This window comes from Rhodanobacter ginsengiterrae (assembly GCF_050026815.1).
Lineage (GTDB): Bacteria > Pseudomonadota > Gammaproteobacteria > Xanthomonadales > Rhodanobacteraceae > Rhodanobacter > Rhodanobacter ginsengiterrae.
This window is the reverse complement of sequence record NZ_JALBWO010000051.1, coordinates 95,699-118,066: the sequence shown is the minus strand read 5'-3', so window position 1 is coordinate 118,066 and position 22,368 is coordinate 95,699. Positions and strand designations below refer to the sequence as shown.

Genomic DNA, 22,368 nt, shown 5'->3' with positions numbered 1-22,368 from the left:
CGCGGAACACAAAGCATCGCACACTCGTGGTTTCCGCCTCCCGCTCCAGCTCAGTAGTGATCCGAGCCGTGCTCGACGAGGTCCGCGCGCAGGGCCTCGATCAGCAAGCGCTGATCCTCGGGACGTTCTGCGCTGAACGAGATCGCCTCGCCCGTGGCCGGGTGGATGAAGGACAGCTTCTCGGCATGCAGCGCCTGCCGGCGAAAGCCGCGCAAGGTGCTGGCCAGTTCGGCACTGGCGCCCTTGGGCAGTTTGAGGCCGCCGCCGTAAAGCGGATCGCCGACCAGCGGGTGGCCGACATGCGTCAGGTGCACGCGAATCTGGTGAGTGCGGCCGGTTTCCAGCTGGCACTGCAGCAGGCTGTGGGCGCGAAAGCGCTCGCGCAGGCGGTAGTGCGTGACCGCACGCTTGCCGTCTTCCTCGTCACGCACCGACTGGCGCAGCCTATCGCCCATGCTGCGACCGATCGGCAGATCCACCGTGCCGCCGGCGACCATGGTGCCCAGCACCACCGCCTCGTACTGGCGCTCGACCTCGTGGCGCGACAGCAGGTCGACCAGCGCGGTGCAGGTGGGCAGCGTGCGCGCCACCACCATCAGGCCGGAAGTGTCCTTGTCCAGCCGGTGCACGATGCCGGCGCGCGGCAGTTCGGCCAGCTTCGGGTCGTGATGCAGCAGGCCGTTGAGCAGGGTTCCGACCGGGTTGCCGGCACCCGGGTGAACCACCAGTCCGGCGGGCTTGTTCAGCACCAGCAGGTGTTCGTCCTCGTAAACAATGGCCAGCGCCATCGCTTCGGGAGCACTGGAAACCTCGTTCTCCAGTTCGACCTCCAGCTGCACCTGCTCGCCCCCGCGCAGCAACTGCCGCGCCGGCACCTGCGCGCCGTCCAGGGTCACCGCGCCGGACTTGATCCAGCCGCTCAGCCGCGACCGCGAATAATCGGGGAACATCTCGGCCAGGGACTGGTCGAACCTGCGTCCCGCCGCGGTCAGCGGGACCTGCGCCTCGTGCCGGATCGTGGTCATGCGGGCATCCGCGGGCCATGGCCGGTTTCGGCTATCATGCCTGTTCGCTCAAACATCTGAATTCCTTCCTTATGCGTCCAACAATCGACTTGCCGAAGCTGCCGATGTCCAAATTGACTGTCATGAAAGTGCTGTTGCTGCTGGTGGCCGCGGTGTCGATGAGTGCATGTTCGATGTTCAAGTCGAAACAGAACATCGACACGATGCCGCTGGAGGCGCTGTACAACAATGCGCACAGTTCGCTGGAGAACGGCGACTACGCCGCTGCCACCAAAGCCTACCAGCGTCTGATCGCCCGCTTCCCGTCCGGCGAGTACAACGAGCAGGCCCAGCTCGATCTGGCCTATTCGCAGTACAAGGACAACCAGCCCGATGATGCCTTGTCGACGGTGAACCGCTTCATCAAGACGTATCCGGCCAACAAACACGTCGATTATGCCTATTACCTGCGCGGCCTGATCAATTTCGATCGCACCGGCACGGTATTCGAACGCTTTTTCCCCCGTTCCGACAAGGATTCGCGCCGCGATCAGGGCTACAACCTGCAGTCGTTCGATGACTTCTCAGAATTGTCGCGACGCTTCCCGGACAGCGCCTACACCGCCGACGCGCGCCAGCGGATGATCTATCTGCGCAATATTCTCGCCCAGTACGAAATCAACGTGGCCGAGTTCTACCTGCGCAACAAGGCATACATCGCCGCCGCCGACCGCTCCCAGTACGTGATCGAGCATTACCAGCAGGCACCGCAGACGGGCGACGCGCTGGCCATCCTGACCCGCAGCTACCTGGCGCTGGATCAGAAGGCGCTGGCCGAGCAGAGCCGCCAGGTGCTGGCGCTGAACTACCCGAACCACCCCTATCTGACCGACGCCAAGTGGCCGCGCGCGCCCTCGACGCTGCGCAAGATGGTGCCGTTCTCGGGACACCACTGAGTCCACTGGTGGAATGAAAACGGAAAGCCGGCGAGCAATCGCCGGCTTTTTTTTGTGGCGACTCAACGCCAACCGGAAGTGATCGGATAGCGCCTCTCGCGGCCGAAGGCACGCGTGGTCACTCGCGGACCCGGCGCGGACTGCCGCCGCTTGAACTCGTTCAGCAGCACCAGCTGCACCACCCGGCGCACCGTATCGGCGTGGAAGCCCTCCGCCACGATCTCCGCCTGCGACTGCTCAGCCTCGATGAAGCGTTCGAGGATCGCATCCAGCTCGTCGTACGGCGGCAGCGAATCCTGATCGGTCTGGTTGTCGCGCAACTCGGCCGAGGGCGGGCGGTCGATGACTGCGGACGGAATCATGTCGCCACGTTCCGCTGCGTCGGCCTGCGCGTTGCGCCAGCGCGAAAGCCGGTACACCATCGTCTTGTAGACATCCTTGAGCGGTGCGTAGGCACCGCACATGTCGCCGTACAAGGTGCAGTAGCCCACCGCCATCTCGCTCTTGTTGCCGGTGGCGAGCAGCAGACGGCCGTGCTTGTTGGACAGCGCCATCAGCATCACGCCGCGGGTGCGCGACTGCAGGTTTTCCTCGGTGGTATCGGCGCCCTTGCCGGCGAACGCGGGCGTCAGCGCGTCGACGAACGACTGATACGTCGCCTCGATGTCGATCACGTGATAGTCGACCCCCAGCTGTTCGGCCTGCGCGCGTGCGCCATCCAGCGACAATTGCGAGGTGTAGCGCGTCGGCATCATCACCGCAGTCACCCGCTCCGCGCCCAGCGCGTCGACCGCCAGTGCCAGCGTCAACGCCGAATCGATGCCGCCGGACAGGCCGAGCAGCACGCCGCCGAAACGGTTCTTGTCAATGTAGTCGCGGGTGCCACGTACCAGGGCGGCGTACAGCGTCGCCTCCAGCGAGCCGTCGCCCGGTGCCGGCCATGCCTGCGCGGCAAGGCTGCGCGTGGCCGGATCAAACTCGGCCCACAGCAAGGCATCGACGAAGGCCGGCGCCCGCGCCGCGATGGCACCGTCGCCATTGACCAGCATCGAGCTGCCGTCGTAAACCACCTCATCCTGGCCACCGATCAGGTTCAGATAGACGATGGCGCAGCCGGTTTCCCGCGCCCGTGCCTGCAACACCGCCTCCCGTTCGACCTGCTTGCGCTCGTCCCAGGGCGAGGCATTGATCACCAGCAACAGTTCGGCGCCCGCGGCGGCGGCCTGCGCGGCCGGCTCGGGCTGCCAGACGTCTTCGCAGATCAACAGCCCGACGGTCACGCCCTCGATCACCGTGGTGACCGATGCGTGACCCGGGCGGAAATAGCGCTTGTCGTCGAACACGCCGTAATTCGGCAGCGCCTGCTTGTGCGCGGTGCATTCCACGTGACCGTCGCGCAGCAGGCTGGCCGCGTTGAAGACTTCGCCTTCGCTGTGCGGATGACCGACCAGCGCGGCGATGCCATGGGTCGCGGCAGCCAACGCTGCCAGTTCGCTGTCGCAGGCCGCCAGGAAGCTCGGCCGCAGCAACAGGTCTTCCGGCGGATAACCACTCAAGGTCAACTCCGGAAACACCACCACGGCCGCGCCATCGGCGCGCGCCCGGACGATCAGCTCGCCCGCCCTGGCGGCATTCGCCGCCACCGCTCCGACCGGAAAATCGACTTGGGCCAGCGCCAACCGCAGCTTTGCCATGAACCAGAGCTCCTGAGACGACGAAGGCCGCGACGAATCGCGGCCTTCGCATTTTACGGTACGGCGGTGCCGACTTGCGTCGGGCTGATTACTTCATCAGCCGGGCGAGGGTCTTGCCCAGATCCGCCGGCGACTTCACGGTGGTGACGCCAGCCTTCTCCAGCGCGGCAAACTTGGCTTCCGCCGTGCCCTTGCCGCCGGAAATGATCGCACCGGCATGGCCCATGCGCTTGCCGGCCGGAGCCGACGCACCGGCGATGAACGACACCACCGGCTTGGTCACGTACTCGGCAATGAACTCCGCCGCATCTTCCTCGGCGCTGCCGCCGATTTCGCCGACCATGATGATGCCTTCGGTCTGCGGGTCGTCCTGGAACAGCTTGAGGCAATCGATGAAGCTCAGGCCGTTGATCGGGTCGCCGCCGATGCCGATGCAGGTGGACTGGCCCAGGCCCTCGTTGGTGGTCTGGAAGACGGCTTCATAGGTCAGCGTGCCCGAACGCGACACGATGCCGACCTTGCCCGGCATGTGGATGTGGCCCGGCATGATGCCGATCTTGCATTCGCCCGGGGTGATGATGCCGGGGCAGTTCGGCCCGATCAGCACGATCTCCGGATGCTGCTGCAGCACGTTCTTGACGCGCAGCATGTCGAGCACCGGAATGCCCTCGGTGATCGCCACGATCACCTTGATGCCGGCGTCGATCGCTTCGAGGATCGAGTCGGCCGCGAACGGCGGCGGCACGAAGATCACCGATGCATCGGCACCGGTTTCGAGCACCGCTTCATCGACCGAGTTGAACACGGGCAGGCCGATATGCTCGGAGCCGCCCTTGCCCGGGGTCACGCCGCCGACCACCTTGGTGCCGTAGTCGAGGCACTGCTGTGCATGGAAAGTGCCCTGCTGGCCGGTGAAGCCCTGCACCAGCACCTTGGTGTTTTTGTTGACGAGAACGCTCATTCGATTGCTCCTTAAACCTTGGCCGCAGCCACGGCTTTCTGCGCCGCGTCGTTGAGATCATCGGCCGACGTGATCGCCAGGCCGGAGTTGGCCAGCAGTTCGCGGCCCTGATCGACATTGGTGCCCTGCAGGCGCACCACCACGGGGATCTTCAGGCCAACTTCCTTGACCGCGGCGATGATGCCCTCGGCGATCAGGTCGCAGCGCACGATGCCGCCGAAGATGTTGACCAGGATGCAGCGCACCTTGTCCGAAGACAGGATCAGCTTGAACGCCTCGGTGACGCGCTCCTTGGTGGCGCCGCCGCCGACGTCGAGGAAGTTGGCCGGCTCGCCGCCTGCCAGCTTGATCACGTCCATGGTGGCCATCGCCAGGCCGGCACCGTTGACCATGCAGCCGATGGTGCCGTCCATCGTCACGTAGTTGAGGTTGTTCTGCATCGCCGCCGCTTCGGCGGCGTCTTCCTGGGTCAGGTCGCGCATCGCGGCCAGGTTGGGATGACGGAACTCGGCGTTGTCGTCGGAGTTGACCTTGCCGTCGAGCGCGGCGAGGTTGCCGTCCTCGAGGATGGCCAGCGGGTTCAGCTCGACCAGGGCCAGGTCCTGCTCGTTGAACAGCTTGTACAGGCCCAGCATGATCTTCGTCAGCTGGTTGACCTGCTTGCCGTTGAGGTCCATCGCAAAACCGAGCTGGCGGCACTGGTACGGCTGCAGGCCTTCGACGAAGTCGACCACGATGGTGTGGATGTCTTCCGGGGTCTCCTTGGCCACCTGCTCGATGTCCACGCCGCCGTGCTTGGAGGCGATGAACGAGACCGACTTGGAGTCGCGGTCGACCAGGATCGACAGGTACAGCTCCTTGGCGATATCGGTCGCGTCGGTCACCAGCACCAGGTTCACCGGCAGCGCGCGGCCGGCCGACTGGTAGGTTTCCATGTGGGTGCCCAGCATGCCCTTGGCGGCAGCACGCACGTCGTCGAAGCTGCGGCAGAACTTGACGCCGCCGGACTTGCCGCGACCGCCGGCATGGATCTGCGCCTTGACCATCCACTGGGTGCCACCCAGCGCCTTGGCGGCATCGACGGCAGCGTCGGCGGAGTTGGCGATCTTGCCCGGCGGCACGGCAATGCCGTACTGCGCGAACAGTTCTTTGGCCTGGTATTCGTGGAAATTCATTCGATACCTCGAGCGAACGGAAAAACGATGGCGGCCGCACGCATGAACAGCAGCGTGGGTCAGGGAGGTCGGACGGCGGAGGGGAACGCTGCCGGAAGCAGTGCACCTGCCGGATGAAACCGGGCATACCGCGCCATGCGGCCGCCCATTTTCGCGGAAGCCGGCCCCGATGGAAAGGGCTGCCTGCCCGGAAAGGCCGCGCGGCGCGCTCCGATGGGCTTTTGTGGCGGCTCACAGCACCGATCAGCCCGTCTATACTCGCCCGGAACCGCCAGGGAGTAGCCCACTCGTGTCCAGCACCCCCCCGTTCGTCGCCGCACCAGCCGCCACTGCGACGATCCGCCACGAACTGTCGTTCCTCAACGCGTTCCGGCTGGTGCAGGCGCTGGTCTATGCCGGTCTGGCGTTCAGCCCGCCCGGACTCGGCTGGCCGCAGCTGAGCGTACCGGACCTCGCCCACAGCATAGTCACCCTGTACCTGGTGTTCGCCCTGGTCATGCTGCTGCTGAGCCGCCGCAGCATGGCGCACGCACTGGTGGTGGTGGGGGCCACCCTGGTGGTGGACATTGCCGTGGCGGTGACGGCGATCGCCGCAATGCATGACGCCCGCATCGGCATCGCGATGATGCTGGCGGTGAACCTCAGCGCCGGCGCGCTGATCCTGCCGCTGCGCCTGTCCGCGTTTTTCGCCGCGCTGGCCACGCTGGGCATTCTGGGGCACACCTTGTTCGGCCGCTCGTCGAGCAACCCCGGCGATCGCGACCTGCTCGAAGCGGGTTTGTTCGGTCTGGCCTATTTCGCCACCACCACCTTGTGCAACGTGCTCGGCCGGCAATTGCGCGCCACCGAGGCGCTGGCCGAGCAACGCAGCACCGACCTGGCCAACCTGGCCCAGGTCAACGAGCTGATCATCCGCCGCATGAAAACCGGCGTACTGCTGGTCGACGACGCCAACCGCATCCACCAGATCAACGAATCGGCGTGGATGCTGATGGGCAACCCCGGCGCCGACCAGCGCGACCTCGGCCAACTGGCGCCGGAGCTGTCGCGTCGGCTGTACCACTGGATGACGTCGGGCAAGCTGGACGAAACCGCCACCCAGCTTGCCGACGGCGTGCCCGAAGTGGTGCCGCGCTTCACCCGGCTGGCACCGAACGACGATTCGCACGTGCTGATCTTCCTCGACGACACCTCGCTGCTGTCGCGTCGCGCGGAGGAACTCACGCTGACCTCGCTGGGCCGGCTGTCGGCCTCGATCGCCCACGAGATCCGCAACCCGCTCGCCGCGATCCGCTATTCGGCGCAGCTGCTGGCCGAATCGGACAGCATGGATGCCACCGACCAGCGGATGGTCGAGATCATCAACAACCACTGCATCCGGCTCAACGAGATCATCGAGAACATCCTGCAGCTGTCGCGGCGCGAGCGCTCGCGACCGGAGACCCTGGACCTCGGCCACTGGGCGCAGGCCTTCGTCGAGGAATACGTGCAGGGCAACGATCTGGGCGCCGACTCGCTGCGCGCGATCGCCAGCAGCGGCACGCCGGTGGCCGCCGTGGCCGACCCGCAGCAGTTGCAGCAGGTGGTGTGGAACCTGGTGCAGAACGCGCTGCGCTATGGCCGTCTGCCCGGCGAGCCGGCACGGGTGATGGTGGTCACCCGCCAGGGCGAACACGGCGTGCCGATTCTGGAGGTGATCGACCGCGGCCCCGGCATTGCACCCAAGGTGGCCGCGCAGATCTTCGAACCGTTCTATACCACCCACGAATACGGCACCGGGCTGGGCCTGTACCTTGCACGGCAGATGAGTGACGCCAACCAGGCCGCGCTTGAATACGTGCGCGTGGCCGGCGGCGGCAGTTGTTTCCGACTGGTGCTGACCCCCCCGGCGCGCAGCCCGGCGGAAACCACCGAAGTCACGCAAAGCGCCACGCGTTGACCTTTTGCGCCGCCCTAGTAACCTTCAACCGCCTGCTTCGGGAAAACACGGACCCCCTATGACCGCACAGACCGTACTGGTCATTGACGACGAACGCGACATCCGCGAGCTGCTTACCATCACGCTGGGTCGCATGGATTTGCAGGTCGATGCCGTCGGTACGGTGGGCGATGCACGCCGTGCATTGGCCGAACGCAGCTACGACCTCTGCTTCACCGACATGCGCCTGCCCGACGGCAACGGGCAGGAAGTGATCGAACTGATCGCCGCCAATCATCCGGACATGCCGGTGGCGATGATCACCGCCTACGGCAATGTCGATGCCGCGGTGAATGCCTTGAAGGCCGGCGCGTTCGACTTCGTCTCCAAGCCGGTCGACATCCAGATGTTGCGCGGGCTGGTCCGCACGGCCTTGCGCCTGGCCGAGGAAAAGCGCAACGGCGGCGCCGCGGCCACGCCCGGCGATTCCAGCAATCGCCTGATCGGCGACTCGGCGGCGATGCAGCAGGTACGTGCCACCATCGGCAAGCTGGCGCGCAACCAGGCACCGGTCTATATCGCCGGCGAGTCCGGCGTGGGCAAGGAGCTGGTGGCGCGACTGATCCATGAGCAGGGGCCGCGCGCCAGCGGGCCGTTCGTGCCGGTCAACTGCGGCGCGATCCCGTCAGAACTGATGGAAAGCGAATTCTTCGGCCACCGCAAGGGCAGCTTCACCGGCGCCAGCGTGGACAAGGAAGGCCTGTTCCAGGCCGCCCAGGGCGGCACGCTGTTTCTCGATGAAGTGGCCGAACTGCCACTGCACATGCAGGTGAAACTGCTGCGCGCGATCCAGGAGAAGGCGGTGCGCCCGATCGGTGGTCGCGACGAGATTCCGGTCGACGTGCGCATCCTCTCTGCCACCCACAAGAACCTCGGACAGCTGGTCGAGCAGGGCCAGTTCCGCCAGGACCTGTTCTATCGCATCAACGTGATCGAGTTGCGCGTGCCGCCGCTGCGCGAACGCCGTGGCGACGTGCCGCAACTGTCCGCCTTCATCCTCAAGGCACTGGCCGGAAAGAGCGGCGAGCCGGTCGGCCAATTGGCTCCGGCGGCGCGCGATGCACTGGACGCCTACGACTTCCCCGGCAACGTGCGCGAGCTGGAAAACGTGCTTGAGCGCGCGATGGCGATGTGCGATGGCAATACCATCGAAGCGGTCGACCTGATGCTGCCGCAGCGCAGTGCCCGCATCGGCGCCGAACCGCAGATCGCCGGCATCGCCGCCGCGGCGCCGGCAACCGCTGCGACTGCCGCCGCTGGCGCTGATGGCGGCCTGGACGATTACATCAGCAACCTGGAGCGCACCGCGATCGTCAAGGCGCTGGAGGAATCCCGCTACAACAAGACCGCGGCCGCACGCAAACTGGGCATCACCTTCCGCGCGCTGCGCTACAAGCTGAAAAAGCTCGGCATCGACTGAACTTGCCACTGCAAGCGGAGGCCGCCATCGGCGCGTGGCCGCGGGAAGGTGGCTCGGTCGCTGGCCGTTGTCTCAGCGACCGTCGGAAGCGACGCCGATCATCGCCTTGCGCAAGCTGCGCAACAGCACCTGCGTGGTAACCGGCTTTTCCACCACGTGCAGGTGTTCCAGCGGGGGCAACTCATGCATGTCCGGCACCGCACCCGGGCGGGCCAGCAGGATCACCGCACCGGCGTAACCCTGCTCAACCAGCGCAGCCAGGGTGCGCACGCCGGTGAACAGGTTCATGTCCGCATCCAGCACCACCAGTTCGGGCAGGCCGCCAGCCTCGATCCACTGCAGCGCCGCGGTACCGCTCTGGCTGGCATGCGCCTGGTAGCCGTAGGCGTCGAGCGTGTCGACCAACAAGGTCAACTGGCCTGCCTCTTCGACCACCACCAGCACGCGTTCGGCGGCGCCTTCCAGATCGTCCTCGCCGTCGGCCCCGCCGGCATCGGAGAGCATCTCGTCCAGCGGAATGTACAGATCGAAACGGGTGCCGCGACCAGGTGCGCTGTCCACCCGCATCACCCCGCCGTGGCTGCTGACGATGCGCTTGCACGAGAGCAGGCCGAGGCCGGTGCCGGTTTCCTTGGTGGTGAAGAACGGCTCGAACATGTGCTCCAGCACCTCCGGCTCCATGCCGGGGCCGTCGTCGATCACGCTGATGCACAGATAGCGCCCCGATCGCGGCTGTTCTTCGGGCAGGAAGAAATCCTCGTCCAGCGAGGTCTGCGAGGTCGCGATATGCAGCTTGCCGCCATCCGGCATCGCCTGGATCGCGTTCAGGCACAGATTGAGCAGGCATTGCTGCAGCTCGGTGTGATTGCCTTCGAACGACAGCTCGGGATCATCGATGGCCAGCTCCATCGCCACGCTGCGCGGCACGCTGCCCTGCATCAGCAGGTCGAAGGCGCTGAACAGCGCACCCAGTTTCACTTGCTCGGCGCGACGTGCACCGCGCGCAAATGAAAGCATCGAGTGCACCATGTCCAGCCCGCGCCTGCCGCAATCGCGCACCAGCTTGCCCAGCCGTGCCAGCCGCGGGTCGTCCTGGTAATCCTGCAAACTGTCGCCGGCCAGCAACAAGGGCTGCAGCAGGTTGCGCAAGTCGTGGCTGAGGCCGCCAGCCAGCATCGCCAGACTCTCGAAGCGCTGCGCACGGATCAATTCGGCCTCGGCGCGACGGTTGGCCCGATAGGCCTCGGCCTCGTCCAGCGCACGCCGTACCGCACTGGCCAGCCGGGCCGGATTCTGCTTGAGGATGTAATCGGTGGCGCCGTTGCGCAGCGCCTCGATCGCGGCCTCCTCACCCAGGGTGGCGGAGACGAAAATGAAAGGCAGATGCTCGTCGCGCTGGCGCAGCAACTCCAGCGCATGCTGCCCGGAAAAGCCGGGCATGCTGAGGTCTGACAGCACGATTTCCGGGGCGAAGTCGTCCAGCGCCGCCAGATAGCGCGCCTCGTCGTCGACCAGACGTACCTCGTACGGAATCTGGTCGGCATCCAGTTCGGCCAGCACCAGCTCGGCATCGAGCTGACTGTCTTCGACCTGCAATATCCGAACGGTCGGCATGCTGCGCATTTGCCGGTTTGACATGGTCTTCCCCACTACTTTGTCTCTCGCCTGTTCGCCGACCCCGGCCAGCCAAGGTGGAAACCTGGCGGATGCGCGTCCCGTGCCCGCTTCATTCGGTTTCCGGCGCCTGGTTGAGCACCGCCCAGAACTGTCCCAGCGTACGCACCGCGTCGAAGAACTGGTCCACGTCGACCGGCTTGATCACATAGGCGTTCGCGCCAAGGTCCCAGCTGCGGGCCAGGTCGCTCTCCTCGCGCGACGAGGACAGGATCACCACCGGAATGCGCCGCATCCGCTCATCGGCACGCATGGCGGTCAGCACGTCCAGCCCGTTCATGCGCGGCATCTTGATGTCAAGCAGGACCACCGCCGGATTGCCCGGCTCGCGCGTCGCCCAGCGGCCACGCGAGTACAGGTAGTCCATGCATTCGACGCCGTCTTCCACATGCACCACCGGATTGGCCAGATGCGCCTCGCCGAGCGCGTCCATCGCCATTTCGGCATCGGCCATGCTGTCTTCCACCAGCAACAATGTGCGTAAATCTTTCCTGTTCATGCTTCGCTCTCGATGCCTGCCCCGGCCGCATCGGTGGCCGGCAGCGAAAAATGGAAACGGGCTCCTTGCCCGGGTTCGGCCTCGGCCCAGACGCGACCGCCGTGGCGTGCCACGATCCGTCGCACGTTGGCCAGCCCGATGCCGTTGCCGGGAAATTCCGACGCGCGGTGCAGGCGCTGGAACACGCCAAACAGCTTGTCCGCATACTGCATGTCGAAGCCGGCGCCGTTGTCGCTCACGGTGAACTCGTAATTGCCATGGCGTCCCTGCTGCACGCTGACCTCGATGCGCGCCACCTCGCACTGTCCGGTGTACTTCACTGCATTGCCGAGCAGGTTCTGCCACACCGTGCGCAGCATGTTTTCATCGCCGATCACCATGGGCAGCGGGGCGATCGTCCACACGATGCGCCGGTCCTCGACTCCGCTCTCGACCAGCGCGCGGGCTTCGTCCACCAGCGACTGCATGTCCACGCCCTGCAAGCGCAGGGCGCCACGCCCCAGCCGCGAGAACACCAGCAGGTCGTCGATCAGCAGCGCCATCCGTTGCGCCGAGCTGCCGATCACCTCGAGATAGTGCGCCGATTTCTCGTCGACCTGATCGCCAAGATGCTGCTCGAGTTTGCGGGCAAAGCCGGCAATGTGCCGCAGCGGCGCGCGCAGGTCGTGCGACACCGAATAACTGAAAGCCTCGAGCTCGCGGTTGACGTCGGAAATCTGGCTCACCTTGCCTTCGAGCTGCCGATTGAGCTCGTTCACCTCGTGCTCGGCCAGTGCACGCACGGTGACATCACTGACCGTCAGCAGAAGCGTTGGCGCGTCGTCGCCCTCCTGCCGCAGGCGGCGCGCATTGATCACCACGCTGCGCTCCATGCCATCGGCAGTGCGCTGGATGGTCTCGTGATCCCACAGCTCGCGGTCGCGCGACAGCACGTCCTTCAATCGCTGCAGCAGCACGCTGTCCGTCCACGCCCCATTGCCGATTTCCGCCAGCGGCACGGAAGCGCGTGTCGCGTCCACGCCATACAACTCGCCGAAGGCACTGTTGACCAGCAGGCTGTGCAGATTCCGGTCGAACAGTGCAATCGGCTCGCGCACGGCATGGAAGATCATCTGCGAGCGCTGCACGGCGCGACCCTCGCGACTCTCCGCCAGCAGCCGTTTGCCGATCTGCCGCTCCGACATCAGCACCAGCACCGCCAGCAGGAACAACTGGGCCAGCGCAGTAACCGCGAGCACGATGCGGCCGTTGATCGCCTTCTGCCGCGCGGCCGCCTGGCGGGCCTCCAGCAGCACGTCCTCGTTGTGGACGATCTGGGCAATCTCCGCGTTGATCGGGAACAGGTCGCCGGCATCACGCAGTGACTGCCGGGCGCCTGCGGCATCGCCCTGCTGCAGGCGACTGTGCGCCTGGCTGAGCAGGGCGATGCGGCCGGTCATCGCGTTGTCGACCGCGCCAATGCGCATTTGTTGATCAGGGTTGTCGCGGGTCATCGCACGCAGCTGCCCGATCAGCGCCGGCGCCTGTCGGCCGAACAGCGCGACGCGCTGCTCGACTTTCTCGTTCGCGTCGCCGGCCAGCAGGCGGTAGCTGGCGCTTTCGCTGTCCCGCGCCAGGTAGGCGAGCTGGTAGGTCATCGCCTTGATCTCGCTGGAATGGGCCACCCATGCAGCGGCCCGTTCCGTATCCTGTGCGCTGGTCCGGGTCACCACGTAAGGCAAAGCGACGATCACCAGCACGGCCAGCAGCAGGCCGGCGGTGCGCCAGCTCAGGATTCCGCTCGTTTTCACCAGCCAACTACCTCGATGGATCGTTCGCGCAAGGGCATTCCAGCCATTCTTGCATGTTTCGCGCATGCCTCGGCCAGCGCCCGGAGCCTGTCTTTACGGCACTCAGCTGTCACATTCTGACGACCTGCATTGTGCTACCGCGAGGCCTGCTGCGGCGTCGCCTGCATGTCGAAGTGCAGTTCGCCACCGGCCATGATCTGACCATGGCGCAGCCATGGACCCTGCAGCGGCTTGCCGTTCAGCGTCACCTTGCCGACGTACGGATGCGCATCGTCCAGCGGCGCCGCGGTGATCGTGAAGCTGCGCCCGCTTGCGAGATGAATCGCCGCACGCGACACGAACGGCCGGCCGATCGCGTACGCGTCGCTGCCCGGCGTGACCGGATAGAACCCCAGCGCGGTGAACACGTACCACGCCGACATCTGGCCAAGATCGTCATTGCCGCTCAGGCCATCCGGACGCGCCGCGTACTGGCTGTCCATGATCTGCTTCAAGCGCGCCTGGGTCTTCCATGGCGCACCGGCATAATCGTACAGGTAGGCGATGTGGTGACTGGGCTCGTTGCCGTGCGCATACCAGCCGATCAGGCCGGTGATGTCCTCGACATTCTTGAAATGCGCGGGGTCGATCTTCGCGTCGAACAAGGCGTCCAGCTTGGCGATGAATTTCGCGTCGCCGCCCATCGCCCCGATCAGCCCGGCCACGTCCTGCGGCACGTACCACGAGTATTGCCACGCATTGCCTTCGGTGTAGTCACTGCCGTAGCCGGCGGCTTCCGGATCGAACGGCTCGCGGAACGTGCCGTCGCTCAATCGCGCGCGCATGAAGCCGGTTTTCGGATCCCAGGCATGGCGCCAGTTGCCGGCACGCTTTTCAAACGTGGCCGCGATGTCGTGCCTGCCCATGGCTTTCGCCATCTGCGCCAGCGACCAGTCGTCATAGGCGTATTCCAGCGTCTTCGAGGCGCCCTCGGGTTCCTTGTCGATCGGCACGTAGCCGAGCTTCATGTAGTCGGTCAGGTCGCCGTAGGGCGCGTAAGTCGCGCTGGCCACCATCGCCTGCAACGCCTTGTCCGCGTCGAAACCGCGCACGCCCTTGATGTACGCATCGGCGATCACCGGCACCGCGTGGTAGCCGATCATGCACCAGGTCTCCAGCCCCTGGTACGCCCACACCGGCAGGATGCCGAACGGGCTGGCCTCGCGCGCGGCGATCAGCGAGCGGATGAAGTCAGTGCTGCGTCCGGGATTCAGCAACACCATCAGCGGTTGCTGCGCGCGGTAGACATCCCAAAGCGACCAGGTCGAATAGAACTCGAAACCCTTCGCGCGATGCACCGCGTGATCCGGTCCGCGGTAGTCGCCGTTGACGTCCATGCTCAGCGTGGGCGACAGCATCGCGTGGTACAGCGCGGTGTAGAACATCGTGCGGGCCGTTTTCGGTGCCTCCACGTCGACCACCGCCAGCGCCTTGTTCCAGGCTGCGGTCGCCTCGGCGCGGCGGGCGTCGAAATCCCAGCCGGCGCCGTCCTGGTCGAGGTTGGCCATCGCGTTCGCCTCGCTCACCGGGGAGATCGCCACCTTCACTTCCAGCGGCTGGTGCAGTTTGCCGAAGTCGAACACGCCGACCAGCGCGCGACCGTTCTGCGCATCGCGATCCTCGCCATGGTTGCCCGGGCCGGCGAAGCCCTTGTAGGTGACATCGGTTTCCCGGTCGAGCAACTCGCGCGAGGTCATCGGCTGCGAGAAGCGCAGCGCGAAACACAGCTCGCGCCCCGGCGCCCAGCCGCGGGTGGTGCGACAGCCGGTGATGGTGCCGTCGTCATGCACGCGCAGGCTCGCCCACAACACCTTGCCGGCGTAGTCGTAGATGCTCGGGCGCAGGTCCAGCAGCACATGCGCCGGCCTGCCGACGGGAAACGTGTAGCGGTGCCAGCCGATGCGCCGGCCGGCGGTGAGTTCGGCGCGCACACCGTAATCGTCCAGGGTGACCGCGTAATAACCCGCCTGCACCACCTCGCTGTCATGCGAGAAGCGCGAGCGATAGCCGCTGCCAGGCTTGGCCGGGTCACCCGGTTCCAGCCGCACGGCGCCGGCGATCGGCATCACCAGCACATCGCCCAGGTCCGAATGTCCGGAGCCGGAGAAGTGCGTGTGCGAGAAGCCCATGATGCTGCCGTCGGCGTATTGATAGCCGGCGGCCCACTTGTAGGCATGCTTGAAGTCCGGCATCGCGGTGTCCGGCGACAGCTGAATCATGCCGAACGGCACCGTGGCGCCGGGAAAGGTGTGCCCGTCCCCACCCGTGCCGATGCGTGGATCGACGGCAGCCGCATGGCCGCCGAGACGATCGGCAGCCCGTGCCCCCGCAGGCGCGAGAAGAAGCATGCCGAGCACGGCACCGAGCAGTCCGGGTAGCACATTGCGACAGCGCACGATCATCGGAAATCTCGCTTTTGGAACGATCCAGTTCGGCACGCTAACACTCGTTGCCGGACAAGGCATGCTGCGCCGCGACGTGTGCAACCCCGGCGATAAGTTACATTTGGATCGTTCCAATCCAGTGAAAGTGCATGCCGATCCACTCTTCCATCGGACGCAAGGCGACCTTGAACGATATCGCCGCCGGCTGCGGCGTCTCGCGCGCCACCGTGTCGCTGGTACTGCGCGGCAGTTCGCTGGTGCACCAGCGCACCCGCGCCCGGGTCGAGGAGGAACTGCGCCGGCAGGGTTACGTCTACAACCGCGCCGCGGCCAACCTGCGCCAGCGCACCTCATCCAGCGTCGCGCTGGTGCTCAATGACCTGGCCAACCCGTTCTTCGCCGAATTCGCCGCCGGCGTGGACGAGGCGCTGGCAGCAGCCGGCTTCGTCACCCTGCTCGGCTGCACCGGCGAATCGGCCACCCGCGAGCAGGCGGTGCTGGGCTCGCTGCTGGAGCACGGTCCGGCCGGGATCATCCTGTCGCCGGCCGAGCACAGCGAGGCACGCGAGGTACTGGCCACGGTAGGCCGGCGCGCGCCACTGCTGCTGTTCAACCGCGAACTCGGTGGCACCTTGCCCGAATACGCGCACTGGGACCAGCTGATGCTGGACAACCAGCGCGGCGCGCGGCTGGCCACCGAACACCTGATTGACCGAGGCCACCGCCACATCGCGTTTTTCGGCGGCCACCACGATTCGAGCTCATGCCGGCAGCGGCACGCCGGTTACGTCGAGGCGATGCATGCCGCCGGCCTGCCCGTCGAACCGTACTGGCGCGTGGACTGCGCGCCGACCCGACTGGACGCCGCCCATCGCACCGCCGCCCTGTTCGACGGCGCCATCGCCCCGACCGCGGCAGTCTGCTACAACGACGCGGTGGCGCTGGGCCTGATGCTGGGCCTCAACCAGCGCGGGCTGCGTCCAGGCCGGGATTTCGCGCTGACCGGCTTCGACGACATCGCCGAAGCGGCGCTGGGCATGCCACCGCTGACCACCTTGTCGACCGCGCCGCATGAGCGCGGCTGGCAAGCCGCGCAACTGATCATGCACCGGCTGCAACAGCCACAGGCCGCCAGCCAGCAGACCATCGCACCGGTGCAGCTGGTGGTGCGCGAAAGCAGCTGCCCACCACTCACCGCCTGATCCACCCCTGGGGAATTCGCATGGCCTTCGCCGCTCATCCTTCACCGACCTCCGGCAGCACCGACCCCTCGCCACACGCCGAGCGTTACACCGATTACCCGATGGCGATGGGGGTACTCACCACGATCTTCTTCATGTGGGGCTTCCTCACCTGTCTCAACGACATCCTGATCCCGCACCTGAAGTCCACCTTCGAGCTCAGCTACGCGCAGGTGATGCTGGTGCAGTTCACCTTCTTCGGCGCTTACTTCCTGATGGCGCTGCCCGCCGGCTGGCTGGTCGCCAGACTGGGCTACAAGAGGGGCATCGTGGCCGGGTTGGCGATTGCCGGCCTTGGGGCGCTGGGCTTCTGGCCTGCCGCAGGGTTGCACTTGTACGCGGCCTTCCTCGCCGCGCTGTTCGTGCTGGCCACCGGCATCACCGTGCTGCAGGTGGCGGCCAATCCCTACGTGGCCCTGCTCGGCCCGGAGCGCACCAGTTCCAGCCGGCTGACCCTGGCGCAGGCGCTGAACTCGTTCGGCACCTACCTGGCGCCACGGCTCGGCGGCCTGCTGATCCTGTCCAGCGTGGTGCTGTCTTCGGTCGAACTGGCCAAGCTGGCACCAGCCGAGCAACTGGCCTACCAGACCCAACAGGCGCACGCAGTGCAAGGGCCGTATATCGCGCTGGCCGTGGTGCTGTTCCTGCTGGCGGTGTTCGTGTGGCTGTTCCGCCTGCCGGCGCTGACCGAAGCCACCGACAAGGATGATCACGCCAGGCACAGCTTCGCCGAGGTGCTGCGCCACCCGCACGTGCTGTTCGGCGTGCTCGGCATCTTCTTTTACGTCGGCGCCGAGGTGTCGATCGGCAGCTTCATGGTCAACTACCTGTCGATGCCCGAGATCGGCCACATGAGCGAACAGCAGGCCGCCAACTATGTGTCGTGGTACTGGGGCGGCGCGATGATCGGCCGCTTCGTCGGCTCGGTGCTGATGGCGAAGTTCTCGCCGCGCCGGCTGCTCGCGCTGTTCGCCACGATCAACGCGCTGCTGGTGCTGACCACCATGCTGAGCAGCGGCGGCCTGGCGATGTACAGCATCATCGCGATCGGCCTGTTCAACTCGATCATGTTCCCGACCATCTTCGCGCTCGGCATCGAGCGGCTCGGGCCGATGACCAGCAAGGCCTCCAGCCTGCTGATCATGGCCATCGTCGGCGGCGCGATCCTGCCGTTCGTGCAGGGCGTGCTCGCCGACCGCATCGGTCTGCAGCATGCGTTCTTCGTGCCGCTGCTGTGCTACCTGTACATCGTGTTCTACGGGCTGAGCGGCTCGCGCATCCGCAGCATCCCGGCGGCCGCCGGCGGGAATCCCTGAGATGAGCACGCGATCCGTCCTGTGCTTTGGCGAGGCCCTGATCGACCTGCATGCCAGCGGCCGCGACGAGCACGGCTTTGCCGCCGGCTTCGTGCCGTTTGCCGGGGGCGCCCCGGCCAACGTGGCGGTCGCCGCCGCGCGACTGGGCGGTGCGGCGCGCTTCGCCGGCATGCTCTCGCACGACCGCTTCGGCGACTTCCTGCTCGACAGCCTGCAGCGCGCCGGCGTCGGCACCGACGACATCGTGCGCAGCGACCAGGCGAACAGCGCGCTGGCCTTCGTCACGCTCGACGCCCACGGCGAACGCAGCTTCAGCTTCTACCGCGAGCGTTCGGCCGACCTGCTGTTCCGCCCGGCCCACTTCCGCGCGGACACGTTTCGCGATGTGGCCGTGTTCCACGTCTGCTCGAACAGCATGACCGACCCGGTGCTGGCCGACACCACCCGCGAGGGCATGCAGCGTGCGCACGGCGCCGGCGCCCTGGTCAGCTTCGACCTCAACCTGCGCCCCGCGCTGTGGCCGTCCGGAACCGATCCGCATCCGCTGCTGTGGCCGGCGCTGCACCTGGCCGACGTGGTCAAGTTCAGCGCGGAGGAATTCAGCTGGCTGGCGGTGGACGGCGAACAGGCCGCGCTGGACCGGTTGTGGCTGGGCCGCAGCCGGCTGGTGGTGGTGACCGACGGCGCGAAACCGCTGCGCTGGTTCCATCCCGACGCCGAAGGCGAGCTGCCCGCTTACACGGTCGAGGTAGTCGACAGCACCGCCGCCGGCGACGCCTTCATGGGTGGCCTGCTGTGTTGCCTGGCCGAACTCGACGCGGGCACCGAACGACTCGACCATCTCGTCGGCGAACTGCCGCGCCTGCACGCGATGCTGCGCTTCGCCGCCGCCTGCGGCGCGCTCACCGTCACCCGCCAGGGCTCCTTCGCCGCCATGCCACGCGGCGACGAAGTGCTGGCCTTCATGGAACAACAGGCATGAGTGCGGTACCCGCCACGCCCGATTTCCGTTCCGCCGATTTCCTGCGCGCGCACATCGCGCAGACCATGGCGTTCTACCACCCGCGCGCGATCGACTCCGCCGGCGGCTTCTTCCACTACTTCAAGGACGACGGCACGATCTACGACCCGCGCCATCGGCACCTGGTCAGCAGCACCCGCTTCGTCTTCAATTACGCGATGGCGGCGATCGAGTTCGCCAACCCGGAATACCTCGACGCCGCGCGGCACGGCCTGCGCTACCTGCGCGAGGTGCATCGCGACCCCATCGGTGGCGGCTACGCCTGGACCATCCGCGACGGCCAACCGGAGGACCGCACCAACCATGCCTACGGCGTCGCCTTCGTGCTGCTCGCCTATGCCAGTGCGCGCAAGGCCGGCATCGACGAGGCCGCCGTCTGGATGGACGAAACCTGGCAGTTGCTGGAGCACCACTTCTGGGATGCCGAGGCCGGCCTGTACCGCGACGAGGCCGATGCGAACTGGCAGTTCAGCAACTACCGCGGGCAGAACGCCAACATGCACATGTGCGAGGCGATGCTGGCGGCGTATCAGGCCAGCGACGAACCACGCTATCTGGAGCGCGCACTCGCACTCGCCGATCACATGACCCGCCGGCAGGCCGCCAAGGCCGACGGCCTGGTGTGGGAGCACTACGATCGCGACTGGAACATCGACTGGGACTACCACCGCGACGACCCGAGGCACCTGTTCCGGCCGTGGGGCTTCCAGCCCGGCCACCAGACCGAATGGGCCAAGCTGCTGCTGATCATGGAACCGTTGCTGCGCGTGCGCGGCACCCCGCAGGACTGGCTGCTGCCCACCGCCCGGCACCTGTTCGACACCGCGCTGGCACGCGCCTGGGACCGCGAGCACGGCGGCATCTGCTACGGCTTCGCGCCCGACGGCAGCGTCTGCGACGACGACAAGTATTTCTGGGTGCAGGCCGAATCGCTGGCCGCCGCCGCCCTGCTGCACGAGCGCACCGGCGAGCCAGCCTATGACGACTGGTACGGGCAACTGTGGGCGTACGCATGGCAGCATTTCGTCGATCACCGCCACGGCGCCTGGTACCGCATCCTCACCCGCGACAACCGCAAATACGATGATGACAAGAGCCCGGCCGGCAAGACCGACTACCACACCATGGGTGCCTGTCATGAAGTGCTGGCCCTGATTCGCCGCGGCGGCACGCCCTGAAAACGGCCTCTCCTTTCAGCAACCAGCTGATTCTTCTCCCTCACCGGGGCATTGCATGAACCCTGTCACCCGCTCATTCGCCGCCGCGCTCGCCATGGTGCTGATCGCGCCAGCCTTCGCCGCCGACGGCACGCCATCGAACTACGACCCGCAGCAGACCTTCGCCCCCTACCGCTACCCGCAACCGGCAACAGCCTATCGCTCGGCCGACGGCAAACCCGGCCCGCTGTTCTGGCAGAACCGCGCCGACTACAAGATCACCGCCTCGCTGGATCCGGCCACCCGCCTGCTCAGCGGCAGCGAGGTGATCAGCTATACCAACCACAGTCCCGACGCGCTCGACGTGCTGTGGCTGCAACTGGACCAGAACCGCTACCTGCGCGATGCCCGCGGCGCCTTCACCGGCGACAAGTTCCCCACCGAGTTCACCGATGGCTACCGGATCGCGTCGGTCGAGGTGGCGGACGCGAGCGGCCACCAGCAACCGGTGAAGTGGATCGTCTCCGACACGCGGATGCAGGTACAGCTGCCGGCAGCACTGCAAGGCAACGGCGCCAGCCTGCGCCTGCACATCCGCTGGAGCTTCACCGTGCCGGGCGAGTTCGGCGGGCGCATGGACGTCAACCCCAGCAAGAACGGCGAGATCTTCGAGATCGCCCAGTGGTACCCGCGCATGGCGGTGTACGACGACCTGCGCGGGTGGGACACCGCGCCGTATCTCAACAGCGAGTTCTACCTGGAATATGGTGATTTCGATTATGCGGTCACCGTACCGGCCGACATGATCGTGGCCGGCTCCGGCGAGTTGATGAACCCGCAGGACGTCTTGACGAAGACCGAGCAGCAGCGACTGGAGCAGGCACGGCACAGCGACACCACCGTGATGATCCGCAGCGCGGATGAAGTCACCCAGCCGTCCAGCCGTCCGCAACAGGGCGGCACGCTGACCTGGCACTTCCGCATGAAGAACAGCCGCGACGTCGCCTTCGGCGCCTCGAAAGCTTATGTGTGGGACGCCGCGCGGATGAACCTGCCCGGTGGCAGGACCGCGCTGGCGATGTCGCTGTACCCGGTCGAGAGCGCCGGTGATGCCGCCTGGGGCCGCGCCACCGAATACCTGAAGGCTTCCACCGAATACTTCTCGAAGCAGTGGTTCGCCTATCCCTGGCCGGTGGCGATCAACGAGGCCGGCACCGCCGGCGGCATGGAATATCCCGGCATCACCTTCGACTCCAAGCGCGCCAAGGGCGGCGGCCTGCAGGGGCTGATCGCGCACGAGATCGGCCACAGCTGGTTCCCGATGATCGTGGGCAGCAACGAACGCCGCGACGCGTGGATGGACGAGGGCTTCAACACGTTCGTCGACGTCTATGAATCCGACGCGTTCAACCACGGCGAATACGCGCCCAAGCGCGACAGCGAATACGCCCCCGGCCACGGCAACCCCGCCGACGAAATGGCCAAGGTGATGCAGGACCAGAGCGCCCCGCCGCTGCTGATCGGCGCCGACATGGTGCCGGAGAAGTACCGCCACCCGATCACCTACTTCAAGGGCGCGTTCGGCATGGTGCTGCTGCGCGAGCAGATCATCGGGCCGGAGCGCTTCGACCCCGCGTTCCGCAAGTACATCGCCACCTGGGCGTACAAGCACCCCAGCCCATCGGACTTCTTCCGCTTCATGGAAAGCGAAACCGGCGAGGACCTGGGCTGGTTCTGGCGCGGCTGGTTCGAGCACAACTGGCAGCTCGACCTGGCCGTGCAGAAGGTCGCCCCGATCGACGGCAACTGGAGCCATGGCGCCGACATCACCGTCGCCAACCTCGACCGGCTGGTGCTGCCGGCGACGCTGGAAGTGACCTACGCCGACGGCAGCAAGCAGCAGGTTCGCGTGCCGGTGGAAACCTGGCAGCAGCACCGCAGCTACGTCGTCCGGGTGGCTGGCAGCCAGCCGGTGAAGTCGGCCACGATCGACCCGGCCCACGCCTTGCCCGATGCAAATCGCGCCAACAACACCGCCACGCCGTAGTCAGCGCCGACC

At 66.4% G+C, this 22,368-nt stretch carries 16 protein-coding genes; 8 read left to right on the top strand and 8 right to left on the bottom strand.

Features of this window, described 5'->3' with window-relative positions; translation table 11 throughout:
- Positions 1 to 50: 50 nt before the first annotated feature.
- Positions 51 to 1,025: a 23S rRNA pseudouridine(1911/1915/1917) synthase RluD gene (gene rluD, locus ACQGNJ_RS07480; protein ID WP_426688607.1), complete on the bottom strand. Its 975-nt coding sequence runs from the start codon at positions 1,023 to 1,025 to the stop codon at positions 51 to 53.
- A 104-nt stretch (positions 1,026 to 1,129) separates the two neighbouring features.
- Here rluD and ACQGNJ_RS07475 point away from each other — a divergent pair, with 104 nt between their 5' ends.
- Entirely contained in the window at positions 1,130 to 1,960 is an 831-nt protein-coding gene (locus ACQGNJ_RS07475) for an outer membrane protein assembly factor BamD (protein WP_426688606.1), read from the top strand.
- Between the two features lie 62 nt (positions 1,961 to 2,022).
- Here the strand turns inward: ACQGNJ_RS07475 and ACQGNJ_RS07470 are convergent, their stop codons facing one another.
- The 3 genes from ACQGNJ_RS07470 to sucC form a co-directional block, all read right to left on the bottom strand.
- Entirely contained in the window at positions 2,023 to 3,654 is a 1,632-nt protein-coding gene (locus ACQGNJ_RS07470; protein ID WP_426688605.1) for an NAD+ synthase, read from the bottom strand.
- 88 nt (positions 3,655 to 3,742) lie between these two features.
- Positions 3,743 to 4,615, bottom strand: coding sequence for a succinate--CoA ligase subunit alpha (gene sucD / locus ACQGNJ_RS07465; protein WP_426688604.1), 873 nt, complete (start codon positions 4,613 to 4,615; stop codon positions 3,743 to 3,745).
- Positions 4,616 to 4,626: 11 nt separating this feature from the next.
- Positions 4,627 to 5,853 carry an ADP-forming succinate--CoA ligase subunit beta gene (gene sucC / locus ACQGNJ_RS07460; protein ID WP_426688650.1) on the bottom strand — a complete coding sequence of 409 codons (1,227 nt, stop codon included), beginning with the start codon at positions 5,851 to 5,853 and terminating at the stop codon, positions 4,627 to 4,629.
- A 226-nt stretch (positions 5,854 to 6,079) separates the two neighbouring features.
- On the opposite strand from sucC, the gene ACQGNJ_RS07455 reads away from it, so the two are divergent.
- Positions 6,080 to 7,729, top strand: a complete 1,650-nt coding sequence (locus ACQGNJ_RS07455) for a sensor histidine kinase (RefSeq protein WP_426688603.1) — start codon at positions 6,080 to 6,082, stop codon at positions 7,727 to 7,729.
- Between the two features lie 58 nt (positions 7,730 to 7,787).
- The gene (locus ACQGNJ_RS07450) at positions 7,788 to 9,188 is read left to right on the top strand and encodes a sigma-54-dependent transcriptional regulator (protein WP_426688602.1); all 1,401 of its coding nucleotides are present in this window, start codon (positions 7,788 to 7,790) and stop codon (positions 9,186 to 9,188) included.
- 72 nt (positions 9,189 to 9,260) lie between these two features.
- Here the strand turns inward: ACQGNJ_RS07450 and ACQGNJ_RS07445 are convergent, their stop codons facing one another.
- The 4 genes from ACQGNJ_RS07445 to ACQGNJ_RS07430 form a co-directional block, all read right to left on the bottom strand.
- On the bottom strand, positions 9,261 to 10,826 hold the full coding sequence (locus ACQGNJ_RS07445) for a sensor histidine kinase (protein ID WP_426688601.1): 1,566 nt from the start codon (positions 10,824 to 10,826) through the stop codon (positions 9,261 to 9,263).
- 88 nt (positions 10,827 to 10,914) lie between these two features.
- Entirely contained in the window at positions 10,915 to 11,361 is a 447-nt protein-coding gene (locus tag ACQGNJ_RS07440) for a response regulator (protein ID WP_426688600.1), read from the bottom strand.
- Entirely contained in the window at positions 11,358 to 13,151 is a 1,794-nt protein-coding gene (locus ACQGNJ_RS07435) for a sensor histidine kinase (RefSeq protein ID WP_426688599.1), read from the bottom strand. The genes ACQGNJ_RS07440 and ACQGNJ_RS07435 overlap by 4 nt, the downstream gene beginning before the upstream one ends.
- Before the next feature lie 134 nt (positions 13,152 to 13,285).
- Positions 13,286 to 15,592: a GH92 family glycosyl hydrolase gene (locus ACQGNJ_RS07430; RefSeq protein ID WP_426688598.1), complete on the bottom strand. Its 2,307-nt coding sequence runs from the start codon at positions 15,590 to 15,592 to the stop codon at positions 13,286 to 13,288.
- 131 nt (positions 15,593 to 15,723) lie between these two features.
- Here ACQGNJ_RS07430 and ACQGNJ_RS07425 point away from each other — a divergent pair, with 131 nt between their 5' ends.
- The 5 genes from ACQGNJ_RS07425 to ACQGNJ_RS07405 all read left to right on the top strand — a co-directional run bounded on the left by ACQGNJ_RS07425 (position 15,724) and on the right by ACQGNJ_RS07405 (position 22,356).
- Positions 15,724 to 16,776 carry a LacI family DNA-binding transcriptional regulator gene (locus ACQGNJ_RS07425; RefSeq protein ID WP_426688597.1) on the top strand — a complete coding sequence of 351 codons (1,053 nt, stop codon included), beginning with the start codon at positions 15,724 to 15,726 and terminating at the stop codon, positions 16,774 to 16,776.
- A gap of 101 nt (positions 16,777 to 16,877) precedes the next feature.
- Positions 16,878 to 18,131 (top strand): L-fucose:H+ symporter permease, encoded by a 1,254-nt coding sequence (gene fucP, locus ACQGNJ_RS07420; RefSeq protein ID WP_426688649.1) that lies wholly within the window; start codon positions 16,878 to 16,880, stop codon positions 18,129 to 18,131.
- Position 18,132: 1 nt separating this feature from the next.
- Complete coding sequence (locus ACQGNJ_RS07415) at positions 18,133 to 19,113, top strand: carbohydrate kinase family protein (RefSeq protein ID WP_426688596.1); 981 nt, start codon at positions 18,133 to 18,135, stop codon at positions 19,111 to 19,113.
- Positions 19,110 to 20,330 carry an AGE family epimerase/isomerase gene (locus ACQGNJ_RS07410; RefSeq protein WP_426688595.1) on the top strand — a complete coding sequence of 407 codons (1,221 nt, stop codon included), beginning with the start codon at positions 19,110 to 19,112 and terminating at the stop codon, positions 20,328 to 20,330. Before ACQGNJ_RS07415 ends, ACQGNJ_RS07410 begins: the two co-directional genes overlap by 4 nt.
- Before the next feature lie 55 nt (positions 20,331 to 20,385).
- Positions 20,386 to 22,356, top strand: coding sequence for a M1 family metallopeptidase (locus tag ACQGNJ_RS07405; RefSeq protein WP_426688594.1), 1,971 nt, complete (start codon positions 20,386 to 20,388; stop codon positions 22,354 to 22,356).
- Positions 22,357 to 22,368 lie beyond the last annotated feature (12 nt).

What these genes read in the sequence shown, in the direction of transcription:
- ACQGNJ_RS07445 (WP_426688601.1), bottom strand. Translation starts at nt 10,826, where the DNA reads ATGTCAAACCGGCAAATGCGCAGCATGCCGACCGTTCGGATATTGCAG.
- ACQGNJ_RS07440 (WP_426688600.1), bottom strand. Translation starts at nt 11,361, where the DNA reads ATGAACAGGAAAGATTTACGCACATTGTTGCTGGTGGAAGACAGCATG.
- ACQGNJ_RS07475 (WP_426688606.1), top strand. Translation starts at nt 1,130, where the DNA reads ATGTCCAAATTGACTGTCATGAAAGTGCTGTTGCTGCTGGTGGCCGCG.
- fucP (WP_426688649.1), top strand. Translation starts at nt 16,878, where the DNA reads ATGGCGATGGGGGTACTCACCACGATCTTCTTCATGTGGGGCTTCCTC.
- rluD (WP_426688607.1), bottom strand. Translation starts at nt 1,025, where the DNA reads ATGACCACGATCCGGCACGAGGCGCAGGTCCCGCTGACCGCGGCGGGA.
- ACQGNJ_RS07470 (WP_426688605.1), bottom strand. Translation starts at nt 3,654, where the DNA reads ATGGCAAAGCTGCGGTTGGCGCTGGCCCAAGTCGATTTTCCGGTCGGA.
- ACQGNJ_RS07430 (WP_426688598.1), bottom strand. Translation starts at nt 15,592, where the DNA reads ATGATCGTGCGCTGTCGCAATGTGCTACCCGGACTGCTCGGTGCCGTG.
- ACQGNJ_RS07425 (WP_426688597.1), top strand. Translation starts at nt 15,724, where the DNA reads ATGCCGATCCACTCTTCCATCGGACGCAAGGCGACCTTGAACGATATC.
- ACQGNJ_RS07410 (WP_426688595.1), top strand. Translation starts at nt 19,110, where the DNA reads ATGAGTGCGGTACCCGCCACGCCCGATTTCCGTTCCGCCGATTTCCTG.
- sucD (WP_426688604.1), bottom strand. Translation starts at nt 4,615, where the DNA reads ATGAGCGTTCTCGTCAACAAAAACACCAAGGTGCTGGTGCAGGGCTTC.
- ACQGNJ_RS07415 (WP_426688596.1), top strand. Translation starts at nt 18,133, where the DNA reads ATGAGCACGCGATCCGTCCTGTGCTTTGGCGAGGCCCTGATCGACCTG.
- ACQGNJ_RS07450 (WP_426688602.1), top strand. Translation starts at nt 7,788, where the DNA reads ATGACCGCACAGACCGTACTGGTCATTGACGACGAACGCGACATCCGC.
- ACQGNJ_RS07405 (WP_426688594.1), top strand. Translation starts at nt 20,386, where the DNA reads ATGAACCCTGTCACCCGCTCATTCGCCGCCGCGCTCGCCATGGTGCTG.